The sequence below is a fragment of the Tropicimonas isoalkanivorans genome, assembly GCF_900112335.1.
GTDB lineage: Bacteria > Pseudomonadota > Alphaproteobacteria > Rhodobacterales > Rhodobacteraceae > Tropicimonas > Tropicimonas isoalkanivorans.
Genome location: NZ_FOLG01000007.1, coordinates 1 through 13,093, shown reverse-complemented (window position 1 = coordinate 13,093; position 13,093 = coordinate 1). Strand labels below are relative to the sequence as shown.

The 13,093-nt window shown below is 64.9% G+C and carries 13 protein-coding genes; 5 read left to right on the top strand and 8 right to left on the bottom strand.

Annotation, left to right across the window (positions count from 1 at the left end; genetic code table 11):
- Positions 1-13: 13 nt before the first annotated feature.
- The 8 genes from BM075_RS12460 to BM075_RS24435 all read right to left on the bottom strand — a co-directional run bounded on the left by BM075_RS12460 (position 14) and on the right by BM075_RS24435 (position 7,671).
- A complete protein-coding gene (locus BM075_RS12460; protein WP_093361024.1) occupies positions 14-778 on the bottom strand; it encodes a hypothetical protein in 765 nt (254 codons plus the stop codon).
- Complete coding sequence (locus BM075_RS12455; RefSeq protein ID WP_093361023.1) at positions 775-1,638, bottom strand: hypothetical protein; 864 nt, start codon at positions 1,636-1,638, stop codon at positions 775-777. Before BM075_RS12455 ends, BM075_RS12460 begins: the two co-directional genes overlap by 4 nt.
- Before the next feature lie 165 nt (positions 1,639-1,803).
- Positions 1,804-2,676 (bottom strand): dienelactone hydrolase family protein, encoded by an 873-nt coding sequence (locus tag BM075_RS12450; RefSeq protein ID WP_093361022.1) that lies wholly within the window; start codon positions 2,674-2,676, stop codon positions 1,804-1,806.
- 106 nt (positions 2,677-2,782) lie between these two features.
- Positions 2,783-4,444, bottom strand: coding sequence for an alpha/beta hydrolase (locus tag BM075_RS12445; RefSeq protein WP_093361021.1), 1,662 nt, complete (start codon positions 4,442-4,444; stop codon positions 2,783-2,785).
- A 390-nt stretch (positions 4,445-4,834) separates the two neighbouring features.
- The gene (locus BM075_RS12440; protein WP_093361020.1) at positions 4,835-5,872 is read right to left on the bottom strand and encodes a calcium-binding protein; all 1,038 of its coding nucleotides are present in this window, start codon (positions 5,870-5,872) and stop codon (positions 4,835-4,837) included.
- Between the two features lie 97 nt (positions 5,873-5,969).
- Positions 5,970-6,410, bottom strand: coding sequence for an RbsD/FucU family protein (locus BM075_RS12435; RefSeq protein WP_093361019.1), 441 nt, complete (start codon positions 6,408-6,410; stop codon positions 5,970-5,972).
- Positions 6,411-6,552: 142 nt separating this feature from the next.
- Complete coding sequence (locus tag BM075_RS12430; RefSeq protein WP_093361018.1) at positions 6,553-7,506, bottom strand: endonuclease/exonuclease/phosphatase family protein; 954 nt, start codon at positions 7,504-7,506, stop codon at positions 6,553-6,555.
- 12 nt (positions 7,507-7,518) lie between these two features.
- Positions 7,519-7,671: a hypothetical protein gene (locus BM075_RS24435; protein ID WP_177208334.1), complete on the bottom strand. Its 153-nt coding sequence runs from the start codon at positions 7,669-7,671 to the stop codon at positions 7,519-7,521.
- A gap of 239 nt (positions 7,672-7,910) precedes the next feature.
- Here BM075_RS24435 and BM075_RS12425 point away from each other — a divergent pair, with 239 nt between their 5' ends.
- The 5 genes from BM075_RS12425 to tuf all read left to right on the top strand — a co-directional run.
- Positions 7,911-8,846, top strand: coding sequence for a DMT family transporter (locus BM075_RS12425; RefSeq protein ID WP_281244945.1), 936 nt, complete (start codon positions 7,911-7,913; stop codon positions 8,844-8,846).
- Between the two features lie 227 nt (positions 8,847-9,073).
- Positions 9,074-9,445 (top strand): 30S ribosomal protein S12, encoded by a 372-nt coding sequence (gene rpsL / locus BM075_RS12420; protein WP_074257494.1) that lies wholly within the window; start codon positions 9,074-9,076, stop codon positions 9,443-9,445.
- Between the two features lie 12 nt (positions 9,446-9,457).
- Entirely contained in the window at positions 9,458-9,928 is a 471-nt protein-coding gene (gene rpsG, locus BM075_RS12415; protein ID WP_093361017.1) for a 30S ribosomal protein S7, read from the top strand.
- 27 nt (positions 9,929-9,955) lie between these two features.
- Positions 9,956-12,073, top strand: a complete 2,118-nt coding sequence (gene fusA, locus BM075_RS12410; protein WP_093361016.1) for an elongation factor G — start codon at positions 9,956-9,958, stop codon at positions 12,071-12,073.
- A gap of 85 nt (positions 12,074-12,158) precedes the next feature.
- The coding region (tuf, locus tag BM075_RS12405; protein WP_093361015.1) for an elongation factor Tu at positions 12,159-13,093 on the top strand (935 nt) is incomplete at its 3' end.

Below are 13,093 nucleotides of genomic sequence, written 5' to 3'. Positions count from 1 at the left end.
GAGCCGACCGGCATCATGGCGGACCGGGGATTGCTCCTTCGCGCTGGAGAACGCTGAGGATTGAGAGGATGGTACGGGTGCTGACGTCGACCGATCCGCTCACGGAAATGCCGAGGCCACCGTCGCCGATTTCGCGTGGGCCGACGGTGTCGTAACTCGGCGCGAGCGGCGCCAGTTCGGGCGGCAAGTCGAAACAGAGCGGCCTGTCGGCAAGCACGAGATTGACCGCTTCTCGCAGCAATGTCCGCGCCGCTGCGAGGTTCTCGCTATCTTCCGTGCCTTCTGTAATGTGCTTCAGCGGACGGAGGTCCATTTCGACGATATTGAAAACGATGCAATCGTCCGCGATCCGTGTCGTGACCTCCCCGGTGAAGCCGAGATCGAGTTCCGACTTTAATTCGCCCCGCTCGAAGCCGGTATCGCTTGTTCTGCCGCAGTGAAAGAAGCGCGTGTTCAGCGTTCCGGACACGCCGACGACGGAGTCGCGCGCCGTGACCGTGATTTCCTCGAGCACCGTCGTGTTGCCGCATCCATCGCTGACCGGCTCGCCAGCCAGCAACTCCGGCAGACGCTCCTGGAAATCCCTTAGATCCAACAGGGCATCGACGCGGACGCGGGTGGGGGCAACGGCGCTCAGGCCAAGATCGAGCCGGTAGGCGACCTCCGTTTCACCGAGTGTCAGCGTGTCGTCGAGGCTGAGATCGACCTGTTGCGCGCCGGCAGCCGATGCCAGCGCGAGCAGGGGAAGGGCCAGCAGGCGTGTGCGGTGCGTCGTCATCTCTGACCCTCCACCAGACCGCGGTCCTTGAGGACGCCGACCAGCCCCACGAGCGTTGCCGCGCTGGTGTCCACGGACCCACTGAGGGCCACTCCGATCCCGCCGTCGCCGAGGTCCCGCGGGCCGCCTTGCGAAAAGCTGGGGTCGAGCGATGCCAGATCGGGCGGCAGCGTCGGGCAAACCGGGTTCTCTGCGAGGAACGCTCCGCCTCGTGTCAGGATTGCGTTGCGGGCGCTTTCGGTGAACCCGAAGAAGGTCGCAAGGCCCCCAATCAACCCGTACGGATCAAGGTAGATGTCCTTCAGGTCAAACGCGATGCAATCGTTCTGGATGCCAGCCGTCGCCACCGCGATCGCCTCCAGCCTCTGCGTGAAGATGCGATGGCCCCGTTGCTCCTCCGGCGTGCCCTTGTTCCGGCACCGATAGAACCGGGCCTCCACGATACCCCCGGCTCGCAGGTTGCCGCCGTCCGCTTCGACGCCCGCAAAGTCCAACAGGATCTCCTGCCCACACTCGTCCACAATTGCGCGCGACAGGATCTCGGGCAGGCGGAGCTGCAGGAGGCGCAGATCGACGAACGCATTCGCGGCGAGGCGGGTGTCCGTCTCGGGGCTCAGTCCGGCATAGAGAACGATGGGGATGGGGCCGGTCTTTGATGGCAGATCCTCGGTGAACTTGAAGGCGACCTCTCCGGCATAAGAGGACGGATCGATCCCCGCCGACCGCGTGACGGCCGCGCGAACGGCGTCGGGGTCAATGGTGGTAGGGGCGTCGCCGGATGCGTCGTCGTCGCCGCACCCAGAGAGGGCAAGTGCAACCACAGCTGCAAGAACGGCCGGAAGACCTCTGGTAGTGCCCATCACCGCCCTCCTCTTCCGGTTCAGGTCCCTCGGCGAGGCTGTTCGCAAACGCGTGGGGACCTTTGGCATCCCAAACTCATCCTATCGGCGCGCCTGCGTGCATCAAGATTTTCGAACCATGCATTGAGGTAGGCTTGGCGGAGGCAAGACGTCGCATCCACCCCGTCAACTCCCAATCGCCTTATTCAAGAAATCCGTTCCGCGCGAGATCGCGTCGGCTGCGGCGGCTGGAAAATAGTCCAATGTCGAAAGCGGCGCCTTGTCCCGCTGGTCGAATCCGTGGGTGACGCCGGAATAGACATGGGTCTCCACCGGGAGGCCATTTCGCGCTGCTTGCCGGACCATCCGCAGGCAGGGCTGCTCATTCGTGATGGTATCGCCTTGCGCCAGCAGCAGCATCACGGGGATGTCGCTGCTCCACCCGCGCCGCGGGGCCTGCGCAAGCTCGCCGCAGTACGGGTAGAGAGCCAGCACAGCCGCCACACCGTCGAGGGGCTTGGCGCCGAGCGGCCATGCCGTCAACGTCGGCGGCACGTCGTGGTGATCGGCGGACGACAAATATTCGAGCACTGCCCATCCCCCATGCGAGGCCCCGATGAGGGCGAGACGCGACGGGTCCACCTTCGGCATCCTGCGGGCGTCGGCGAGGGCCACGGCAACATCTCCCGCCCGCTCTTCCCCGGTCAGGATCTGCCCCATGCAGACCAGCCGCCAGCGTTCGAACTCAGTCAGACCGCGCGGCGAGTGGCTGTCCACGATCAAGGACGCCCACTCTGCCTCGGCGAGCGCCTGCGCCCAGGTTTCAAGGTTGTCGCGCGGCCCGTCGCAGCCGGAGAAGAGGAGCGCGGTCGGGAATGGCCCCTCGCCCCGTGGTGTCGTCAGCCGGTAGGTCGGCGCCAGTTGCGCAGACAGTGCGGTCGGCGTCACCGGATCGGCGCCAAGGCCAGCGTTGTACAGCACCGTGCTGCAGGCGGCGGCGCCCAGAAGGAACGCGAGACCGGCCGCGATCCCCCGCCGCACCGATCCCGTGCCGGTCATCGTTCGCACGTTGCCCGGTCGGAACGGTCGAATCGCCGAGGGTGCCGTAGCCTTGCATCCCTGCCGAGGTCGCTCAAACGGGCACGCTCGGTTCTCAAGTGGGCGATCATCCGTTGTTGCAGCCGTTCTGGAACCCGGTGTCGCAATGGGCTTTCAGGCGCTCCGTGTCGTCCTGCGTCCAGCCCTCGGGGGCAGTCACCTGGACCCATGGTTCGATGTAGTCTTGCGAGTAATAGGCGTGCCCGTACCCCGCCGGCGCCGTGGTGGCCAACGCCATGTCGAGCGCAAGCTGGAACTGCGTCACGATCGGAACGAAACGCATATTGGGCGAGACGCCATCCCCCGGCGGTTCCCGCATCCAGACCGGCCGGCGCCAGAGCGAGAACGGATCGTAAAAGACGATGGCGTCGCTCGGATATTGCAAGAACATCAGCCGCATGGAGCCCCACGGAGCCCCCTCCGACCCGTCCGTGACGTGACTGGCGTAGCGCACAAGCGACCCGTCCTCGACCTCCGGCAGAACCCAGGGCGATCCCTCGTTCCGGTTGTTCTGGACGTAGTTCCAGAAGGCCGACGGGAATGGCGGCCCTGCCCAGAGCGCGCCGTCAATCCCGTCGTTCACCAGCCGGAACAGGTTGGTGGCGTACATGGACGACCACGCGCCAAGGCTCAGCCCGTGAATGTAGAGGCGCGGGCGGTCATCCGGGGGAAGCGTCTTCCAGTAGTCGTGGATCGTCTTCACCGTCTCAGATGCCTGATCGAGGCCGGTCTGGGTCTCGAAGATCAGGGCCAGCGGCGACTGGAGATAGGAATACTGCACCGCGACGGTCGCGATGTCGCCGCCGTGCATGTATTCCAGCGGGTCGTGCGAGCCCGGATCGAGCCAACCGGTGCCCGTGGGGCTGGCCACGATCAGGATTTCGCGATCGAAGGCGTCGAGGCGCAAGAGCTCCTCCAGGGCGAGTTGAGCGCGGGCCCTGGCGGTCTCCCCGTTGGCGCGTCCCACGTAGACGCGGATCGGGTCGAGTGCGTCCTCCCCGGTGAAGGCTGTGATGGCGGCGGCGTCCGGCCCCTTCAGGACGAAATCGCGACCGGGCTGCCCCATCTCGTCCCACCGGATCACGGACGCCGGGCTTCCGGCAAGGCGCGGCTCCGTTGGAGCCGGGGGCGCGTCGCCGAACAGGTCCTGCGCGGTCTCGTATGACTCGTCGAGAAAGGCCCACACCGAGGGAACGAGGCTGTCACGCGTGAGAATGAAGAAGGCAAGCGCAACGATCAGCACGCCCAGCACATTGGCACGTCGCGGCGGCATGACGCGGTAAAGGCCGGCCCTGACCAGCTTGAAAAGCAGCCCGACAGCCGTGCCGAGGATGTAGAGAACCGCGAAGAGGACAATGACGAGCAGGATCACCCGCAGCCAGTGGCTCTGTTCGGCAAGCTCCATGCCCATCCGCATCCTAAGGTCGTTCTGCCATTGGAAGCTCGCGAAAAACGACCAGCCGAGCACGGCGAGCACGACGGCGGTGCTAAAAGCGGTTCCTATGGCGGCCGCACGGCCAGTGAGGTGCGGAAGGTCCGCCGCCTGCCAAATCAGTTCCAAAATGCGCCCCGTGAGGTAACCGAGCGCCATCATGACCCCACCGAGCACACCCTGAACGATGGGTCCGCGTGGCACGAGAGACGGTGTCAGGGAGACGGCGAGAAACAGCAGGGCCAGAAGCAGACTGGGGACGGAAAAGGCGGACCCAAGGGCGCGGAGAAATCTCATGGCTCACTCCTGTCTTCGGGCGCCCGGACTGGGCGCCGCTCCGATCTTTTCCCTTGCAGAAAGCCGGACTGGGACCGTCCGCGTCAAGGAAAGACCGCCTCGCCGCGTGGTGGAAGCCTGAAGCCGAGACGGAGCGAAACAGAAAGGAGCCGGTGCGCGCGGTTTTCCGGGTGTTCCTGATCGGGGCAACGCTCCGCTACCCGGCGACAGGGTTGCCGTCGCGTTATTCCGGCGCGCCGGATTACCCGTCCGGTTTCTCGGTAACGCCGCGTTTAGGAGCGCTTCGGCTCTGTGGGTTGTGGATGTGACCATGGCGGCGCCCGACATGACCGCGCAAGTTCGGTAGAGCGACGCCAAATAGCACGCGGCCGACCGGATGTTGCCAGGGGATCAGACGAAATCGAAATTTGCTGCTGTCAGGTCCACGGCCGTCACTCCGTCGAGGCGGATATGGAACCCTTGCCAGCTGACGTCGGCATAGATCGCGCCGTCCTCGGTCCCGTCCGCAATCGTCAGATCTTCCACAGCGGACGCGCCCGAAATCTGCAGCACGTCCCGTTCGGTCTCGAAATCCCTTACCCGGTCAGTTTCTCCCTCGGCGACTTTGGCAAAGACGAACAGGTCGGCGCCCTTGCCGCCCCGCAGCACGTCGCTGCCAGCGCCGCCGTCGAGCGTATCCCGGCCGAGGCCGCCATTCAGCCGGTCGCGTGAATGCCCGCCTTCCAAGGAATCCGACCCCACCCCGCCGCGAAGGACATCGCCGCCGCCACCGCCGACAAGCCTGTCGTCGCCGGCATTGCCCGCAACGGTGTCTTTTCCGCGACCAGCCCAAACGTAATCATCGCCGCGCCCACCTGTCACGACATCGTCACCACCGCGCGCCCGGATGACCTCGTCGATCTGCAGGCCAGCGATCCGGTCGTCGCCGCCGGTTCCGTAGAAAATGCCGTCCTTCGGCGGCTTGACGTCGCCCACGATGGTTTCCCAACTGGAGAAGCCGAGGAAGTCGTCGCTGTCCGTGCCGGATGGGAGCAAGTCCGTCGGCGTGCCGCCAGCCGCGTGCAGCAAGGCCCCGATAAAGGCGTTGGAGTTTTCGTTGAGCAGATCGTAGTCGTAATTGGCGCCTTCGATCATCCGGGCGTATTTGACCATGATGGCCCAGGCCGCGTCATCGGTCAGGCCGGGAAAATCGAGGGGGGTGCTGGACCTGTCGGCGGGTGTGTCGCCGTCGCGGACGTCGGCGGAGTCCGCGATGGGCACGTTCACCTCGATCTCCATCTCCCCGAACGGCCAGAAGCTCTGCTCAGGGCCGGAGCGCAGGACGTATTCGTCGCCGTTGGTATCCCTGAAAACCAGATAGAGGTGCTCGCCAACCGTAACGCCAAGCGCGCCCACATCGCTGGTTTCGATGAAAATCTCTCCGCTCACCGTGCCGCTCTCCCTGTCCGCCCCGGTCTCAGGTTACTCCATCCCGAACGTTCCCAGAAGATCTTGCACGGCGCGCGGCCGTTTCTCGCCGAGGTATCTAGCCGTCCGAAGGACGGACCACGCCCTTGGTCAGGATCAGGTTGCCGTAGAGCCGCCGCTCGCCGGTTTGAACGATCGCATATGCCTCGCGGGCGCGCGCGTAGAAGTCGAACCGCTCGAGCGAGGCGATGGCCACCGGATGGTCGGCGGTCCTGTCGATGATTGCCTGGAATTCCGCCACGGCTTCGGGAACGGTGTCGGGGTTCCCGACGACCTCCATCGCATGTGCCGGCTCAGCCACAAAGTCGTCCAGCGGCATCACCGTCAGGATAGCCTCGACAACGGCGGTGGCACTCAGGCCGTCGAGCCGGATCATCCGTTGTCCGCAGCTGTCGCCGGGAAAGTTGGCGTCCACCACGGCGATCTCGTCGCCGTGTCCCATGGTCGCGAGCGTGAACAGCAGGTCGGGCGACAGGATGGGATTGAGGCCGATGAGCATTGCAGATCCTCCGTTTCAGCCATGGCCCGGAAGGGGCCGGCGTCCTCCTGCCAAGCCCCGAAGACGGGCGGATATTTCGTTTCACCTTCCGCCAACCTTGCCGCCAACGCAACGGGCGACCGTTGGCGCACGGCACGCGGTCTCAGGCGGCGCCGGGGTCGTTCGGATCGAGATCCACCACGATCGCGGCATGGTCGCTCGCATGGGGGCGGTGCGCGCCAACGCCGTGCAGGCGCGGCCCGGGATAGGCCGCCGCCTCCCGCCCCATGCCCTCGCGCACCAGACGCGGCATCGCATGTGGAAAGGCGGCGGCCAGCGCCGGGGAGGCCAGAAGCGCATCCGGGCGGGAATAGGTGTCGTGCTGCGTCTCGTAATAGGACCACCGCTGCCCCTGCGGCCGGCGTTCCAGCAGGTCGACCGCGAAGCCGTTGAGCAGGGGCGCGATGGCCTTGTCCGAGAGCGGGGCCCGTGCATCGGGCTCGTTCAGGTCCCCCAGGATCAGCCACATTGCCTCCAGCGGAGACGCGAAGCGCCGCTCGATCAGGGCGCGCAGGCCGAGCGCCTCCGTGCGCCGGGTGGGGAAGGCGGCCGCGGCGTCCGGGTAGGGCGCCTTGAAGTGGCAGATGTAGAGGGTCAGGCCGGGCAGATCGACCTCAAGGCAATCGCGGCAGAACACCGGCCGCTCGGCGGGCTGGTCCGCAGCCGGGGGGAGGCCGAGGTCGGCCGGACGGAGCGCCGCGTGGCTTCGGATCGACACCGGCGCGATGCGGCTCAGCAGGGCCAGGTTGCGTCCCTTGCCATCGTTGCCTGGCAGGCAGGACCGGTGCGGATAGGGCGCAAGCCCCGTCCGCATCAGAAGGCGGTCGTGGAAGTAGTCCAGCGTGGCCTGATCGTGGACCTCCTGCAAAGCCACGACGTCGGCGTTCATGTCATGGAGCACGGCAGCGGTCAGCCGCCGGTCGGCCAGGTCAAAGGACGGCGCGACCGCGTCGTTGTCCCCAGGCACATCGCCGTCGCGCGCACCGTCGAGCCGCATGTGGCCGTCGTCCGACGTGCGGAGTCGCAGGTTCTGAACGTTGAAGGTTGCGACACGCACGTCGTCAGCGCGTCAGGCCGTCGGGGCGCATTGCTGCACCGACAGGTCTCGAACCGGGTCCGCCGGTCCGCAATCCTCACCTGAAAGCGGATAATGGTGTGTGTTCGTACAGCCGGTTCCCATCAGGGCGACACCCAGGACGGCCAGAAGGATCTTGAGACTCACCGCGACCTCCATTTCCGCGCCAGCCGAGACGGTCGGCGCTCATCCTACCCCGTGGCACTGCCCGCCGCGCGGCGAATGCCGTGCCCGAACTAAAGGATACCGCAGTCCGCCCTACGGTCCATGACCGGAATCAAGGCCTTGCGGACGTGCCGCAGGGTCAACTTGGAAACCTCCCCGTTGACACCGGCAGGCCTGCTGGCGCATCCCGTGCCGGTTGCCCACGAGAAAGGTCCGGTTCTGTGTCTCCGAACGCCCGCGGGGCGTTGTTCATGTCGGCGTCGATGGCGTCCTTCACGCTGAACGACGCCATGCTGAAAACGCTTTCCGACGAGATGTCCATGTTTCAGGCGGTGTTCCTGCGCGGCATTGGCAGCACGGTGCTGCTGATCGCGCTGGCTGCCGCGATGGGGCTATTGCGGTTGCGGCTGTCGCCCCGTGACCGGGTGATGGTGGCGGTGCGCACGGTGGCCGAGATCGGGGCAGCCTACTTCTTCATCACGGCCCTCTTCCACATGCCTCTGGCAAACGCCAACGCGATCATGCAAGCCCTGCCGCTCGCCGTGACGCTGGCGGGTGCGGTGTTCCTTCGGGAGCCCGTGGGGTGGCGGCGCCTGTCGGCTATTCTCGTAGGCTTCGTTGGCGTAATGCTGATCGTGCGGCCCGGCGCGGAAGGGTTCTCCATCTATTCGGTATATGCGCTGGCGGCGGTGCTCAGCGTCACGGTGCGCGACCTGAGTTCGCGTATGGTGAGTGCGGAGACGCCATCGATGACGGTGGCAATCGCGGCCTCCGTGGGCGTTCTCGTGTTCGCAGGACTGGGATGCCTGGGGGAGACCTGGCAGCCCGTGTCAACCGCCGGCTGGGCCGCCCTGCTGGCCGCCTCGACCTTCATCGTGGGGGGCTACCTGTTCTCGATCCTCACGATGCGGGTGGGCGACATCGCCTTTATTGCGCCATTCCGCTATACATCTCTGCTGTGGGCGCTGCTGCTCGGGCTGGTAGTGTTCGGCGACTGGCCGGACCCGCTTACGCTCGCCGGCGCGGCCATCGTCGTGGCCACCGGCATCTTCACGTTTCACCGGGAGCGAAAACTTGCACGCGTTCAGGTCGTGGTCCCCCATGCGGGTCCGCCTTCTGCGCCCGCCTCTGTTGACAACCCCGGCGATTCTCTCTAGAGCACGCCCACTCGGTCGCGGGGAATCCGTTTGACCGGCCCTACAGGACTGAAGTGGTCAAGATCCAGGCCTATGGCCTCGATCCTCTGTAATCCCACCCGCGTCGTTTCCGCGATCGAGGAAACGCCTGCGGTTTTTCGCGCTTTGCGGACGCGTGAAGTGCCTACGACGAATAACCCCTCGCGGATCGCGCGAGACGAAGAAGAAAGCTAGACTGGGGAACCGGAATGCCGACGATCCAACAGCTGATCCGCAAACCGCGGCAGCCCAAAGTGAAACGATCCAAGTCGCAGCACCTCGAGGGCTGCCCGCAGAAGCGTGGGGTTTGTACCCGCGTTTACACGACGACGCCGAAGAAACCGAACTCGGCCATGCGGAAGGTGGCGAAGGTTCGTCTTACCAACGGCTACGAGGTCATCAGCTACATCCCCGGCGAAAGCCACAACCTGCAGGAGCACTCGGTTGTGCTGATCCGCGGCGGTCGTGTGAAAGACCTTCCCGGCGTGCGCTATCACATCCTGCGCGGTGTTCTGGATACCCAGGGCGTCAAGGACCGGAAGCAGCGTCGCTCGAAATACGGCGCCAAGCGTCCCAAGTAAGGAGAGACAGAGATGTCCCGTCGTCACGCTGCTGAGAAGCGCGAAGTTCTGCCCGACGCCAAATACGGCGACACGGTGCTGACCAAGTTCATGAACAACCTGATGATCGACGGTAAGAAGTCGGTCGCCGAGCGGATCGTGTACAGCGCCCTCGACCGGGTGGAGAGCAAGTTGAAGCGCTCCCCGATCGAAGTGTTCACCGAAGCGCTCGATAACGTCAAACCGTCGGTCGAGGTTCGCTCCCGCCGGGTTGGCGGTGCGACCTACCAGGTTCCCGTCGAAGTGCGCACGGAGCGCCGCGAGGCGCTGGCGATCCGCTGGCTGATCGAAGCCAGCCGCAAGCGCAACGAGAACACGATGGAAGAGCGTCTGGCCGGCGAGCTGGTCGATGCCGTGAACTCCCGTGGTACCGCCGTGAAAAAGCGCGAAGACACCCACAAGATGGCCGACGCCAACAAGGCGTTCAGCCACTACCGATGGTAAATCCACTCTACGCCTGAGGACCCTCCTATGGCCCGCGACTATCCCCTCGAACGGTACCGCAACTTCGGCATCATGGCCCACATTGATGCCGGCAAGACGACGACGACCGAACGCATCCTCTACTACACCGGCAAGTCCCACAAGATCGGCGAAGTCCACGACGGCGCCGCGACGATGGACTGGATGGAGCAGGAGCAGGAGCGCGGTATCACCATCACCTCGGCTGCGACGACCACCTTCTGGGAGCGCACCGAGACCGGTACCGAAGCACAGACCCCGAAGCATCGCTTCAACATCATCGACACCCCGGGCCACGTCGACTTCACCATCGAGGTTGAGCGGTCTCTCGCCGTGCTCGACGGCGCCGTTGCGCTGCTGGACGGCAACGCCGGTGTCGAGCCGCAGACGGAGACCGTGTGGCGTCAGGCTGACCGTTACAAGGTTCCGCGCCTCGTGTTCGTCAACAAGATGGACAAGATCGGTGCCGACTTCTTCAACTGCGTGAAGATGATCAAGGACCGCACCGGCGCGACCCCCGTTCCCGTGAACTTCCCGATCGGGTCCGAGGACAAGCTGGAAGGCATCGTCGACCTGATCACGATGGAAGAGTGGGTCTGGCAGGGCGAAGACCTTGGTGCCTCCTGGGTGCGCCAGCCGATCCGCGACGATCTGAAGGACACCGCCGAAGAGTGGCGCGGTCACATGATCGAGCATGCTGTCGAGATGGACGATACGGCGATGGAGGCCTACCTCGAAGGCGAGGAGCCGGACGTCGAAACCCTGCGGAACCTGATCCGCAAGGGCTGCCTGAGCCTCAGCTTCGTGCCGGTTCTCGGTGGCTCCGCGTTCAAGAACAAGGGTGTTCAACCCCTGCTCAACGCTGTGATCGACTTCCTGCCGGGTCCGCTCGACGTGGTCGACTACATGGGCTTCAAGCCGGGCGACGAGACGGAAACCCGCAACGTCGCGCGCCGCGCGGACGATGCCATGCCGTTCGCCGGTCTGGCGTTCAAGATCATGAACGACCCCTTCGTGGGCTCCCTCACCTTCACCCGGATCTACTCCGGCGTGATGAAGAAGGGCGACTCGATCATGAACTCCACGAAGGGCAAGAAAGAGCGCATCGGCCGGATGATGATGATGCACTCCAACAACCGCGAGGAGATCGAGGAAGCCTTCGCCGGCGACATCATCGCGCTCGCCGGTCTGAAGGAGACGACGACCGGCGACACGCTCTGCGCGGTCAATGATCCGGTCGTGCTCGAAACCATGACCTTCCCCGATCCGGTGATCGAGATCGCGGTGGAGCCCAAGACGAAGAACGACCAGGAGAAGATGTCTCAGGGTCTGGCCCGTCTGGCGGCGGAGGACCCGTCCTTCCGCGTCGAGACCGATCTGGAATCCGGTCAGACGATCATGAAGGGCATGGGCGAACTTCACCTCGACATCCTGGTCGACCGCCTGAAGCGGGAGTTCAAGGTCGAGGCGAACATCGGTGCACCGCAGGTGGCTTATCGTGAGACCATCTCCAAGGAGATCGAGCACACCTACACCCACAAGAAGCAGTCGGGTGGTTCGGGCCAGTTCGCCGAAGTGAAGCTGATCATCACCCCCACCGAGGCGGGCGAGGGGTACTCCTTCGAGTCCCGTATCGTCGGCGGTGCGGTGCCGAAGGAATACGTCCCAGGCGTCGAGAAGGGCATCAAGTCGGTCATGGACTCGGGTCCGCTGGCGGGCTTCCCGGTGATCGACTTCAAAGTGGCTCTCGTCGACGGTAAGTTCCACGATGTGGACTCCTCCGTTCTCGCCTTCGAAATCGCTGCCCGCATGTGCATGCGCGAAGGCATGAAGAAGGCGGGTGCCAAGCTGCTCGAGCCGATCATGAAGGTCGAGGTCGTGACGCCTGAAGAATACACCGGCAGCATCATCGGCGATCTGACGTCGCGTCGTGGCCAGGTGACCGGCCAGGAACCGCGCGGCAACGCCGTCGCGATCAACGCGTTCGTGCCGCTCGCGAACATGTTCGGCTACATCAACAACCTGCGCTCCATGTCTTCGGGCCGCGCGCAGTTCACGATGCAGTTCGACCACTACGATCCGGTGCCGCAGAACATCTCGGACGAAATTCAAGCGAAATACGCATAACGGGGCGGCGGGGAGAACCCCGCCCTACCCACCACCGTAGGGTGGGGCGTGTCCCCACCGACCCGAAAAAGACAAGGAGGCCACCATGGCAAAGGAAAAGTTTGAGCGTAACAAGCCGCACGTGAACGTTGGCACGATCGGTCACGTTGACCACGGCAAGACGACGCTGACGGCTGCGATCACGAAGTATTTCGGCGACTTCAAGGCGTACGACCAGATTGACGGCGCGCCGGAGGAGAAGGCCCGCGGGATCACGATCTCGACGGCGCACGTCGAGTACGAGAGCGACGCCCGCCACTACGCCCACGTCGACTGCCCCGGCCACGCCGACTACGTGAAGAACATGATCACCGGTGCCGCCCAGATGGACGGCGCGATCCTTGTCGTGTCGGCCGCCGACGGCCCGATGCCGCAGACCCGCGAGCACATCCTGCTGGCCCGCCAGGTCGGCGTTCCGGCGCTGGTCGTCTACATGAACAAGGTCGACCAGGTGGATGACGAGGAGCTTCTGGAGCTCGTCGAGATGGAGATCCGCGAGCTTCTGAGCGACTACGAGTTCCCCGGCGACGACATTCCGATCGTCAAGGGCTCGGCGCTGGCGGCGATGAACGGCGACAACCCCGAGATCGGCGAGAACTCGATCAAGGAACTGATCGCGGCGGTGGACGAGTTCATCCCGACGCCCGACCGTCCGGTCGACCAGCCGTTCCTGATGCCGATCGAGGACGTGTTCTCGATCTCCGGCCGCGGCACCGTGGTGACCGGCCGTGTCGAGCGCGGCGTGGTGAATGTGGGCGACGAACTGGAGATCGTGGGCATCCGCGACACCAAGAAGACGACCTGCACGGGCGTTGAGATGTTCCGCAAGCTGCTGGACCGCGGCGAGGCGGGCGACAACATCGGCGCGCTGCTGCGCGGCATCGACCGTGACGGCGTGGAGCGGGGCCAGGTGCTCTGCAAGCCGGGTTCGGTCAAGCCGCACACCAAGTTCGAGGCCGAAGCCTACATCCTGACGAAGGA

Excerpts from the sequence above, each read along its gene's own strand:
- BM075_RS12460 (WP_093361024.1), bottom strand. The coding sequence starts at position 778 with ATGACGACGCACCGCACACGCCTGCTGGCCCTTCCCCTGCTCGCGCTG.
- BM075_RS12455 (WP_093361023.1), bottom strand. The coding sequence starts at position 1,638 with ATGGGCACTACCAGAGGTCTTCCGGCCGTTCTTGCAGCTGTGGTTGCA.
- BM075_RS12450 (WP_093361022.1), bottom strand. The coding sequence starts at position 2,676 with ATGACCGGCACGGGATCGGTGCGGCGGGGGATCGCGGCCGGTCTCGCG.
- BM075_RS12445 (WP_093361021.1), bottom strand. The coding sequence starts at position 4,444 with ATGAGATTTCTCCGCGCCCTTGGGTCCGCCTTTTCCGTCCCCAGTCTG.
- BM075_RS12435 (WP_093361019.1), bottom strand. The coding sequence starts at position 6,410 with ATGCTCATCGGCCTCAATCCCATCCTGTCGCCCGACCTGCTGTTCACG.
- rpsL (WP_074257494.1), top strand. The coding sequence starts at position 9,074 with ATGCCGACGATCCAACAGCTGATCCGCAAACCGCGGCAGCCCAAAGTG.
- rpsG (WP_093361017.1), top strand. The coding sequence starts at position 9,458 with ATGTCCCGTCGTCACGCTGCTGAGAAGCGCGAAGTTCTGCCCGACGCC.
- fusA (WP_093361016.1), top strand. The coding sequence starts at position 9,956 with ATGGCCCGCGACTATCCCCTCGAACGGTACCGCAACTTCGGCATCATG.